Source organism: Cedecea sp. VD22 (assembly GCF_037150195.1).
Classification (GTDB): Bacteria; Pseudomonadota; Gammaproteobacteria; order Enterobacterales; family Enterobacteriaceae; genus Cedecea.
This window is the reverse complement of record NZ_JBBCPX010000047.1, coordinates 1-656: the sequence shown is the minus strand read 5'-3', so window position 1 is coordinate 656 and position 656 is coordinate 1. Positions and strand designations below refer to the sequence as shown.

The following is a 656-nucleotide window of genomic DNA, read 5'->3' as shown; positions in this document are numbered from 1 at the left end:
TATATTTACGCTCACGGCTTCCGAGCGCGTTTTCAGTGGCTCTAACGCGTACTCGAACCAGAGTGTCGGTCGGGTGCACGACATTGGCCCTGATATTTACCGCATGAATCTCCTCTACTTTGAGTACGCTTGCATCGCTGGAGTTGTCAGTACGCTGAAAATTGATTGCATACTTACCAAAACCGCCATTCGGTGTGATTTTCGCCGTTCTGTAAAAAACCTCACTGGCTGAGTGGTGCGGCGTTCCCTGGGCAAAGTTAAATGTCTGCTCAGTTCCTGGTATCTGGTTATGCTCATCATCTATCTTCCAGATAACAACCTTCCAAAATGTCGAGTGATCGCCACCCAACTGAGACTGTGTATGTATCCAAAGTTGCGAGGACTCGACGGGTGAGAAGAATGGCCCCACCACAAGTGCTTCGTTGTCGTTCAGGACAAACTTAATTGTGTTAATCGTCGCGTTGGAAGGTACGTCAGCGGGACCATCAAGTTTATCCATTGTGAATGTGTACCATTTGACTGGATTCACCAAGGAACCGTCATCAGACTCTGATGCACTGATAAGTGTGCCAGCAAATGTGGCGTCTTTTGTTATATCTCCGGTCGGCGTTGGATAAGTTACGCTTATTGTGAAAGTGACAGCGTGCGGAAGAGCA

Annotated in this window: 1 pseudogene; it reads right to left on the bottom strand. The window is 48.0% G+C overall.

Annotated features, from left to right (window positions below):
* Window positions 1–499: pseudogene (locus tag WFK85_RS23400) on the bottom strand (phage tail protein); the annotation flags it as partial.
* Window positions 500–656 lie beyond the last annotated feature (157 nt).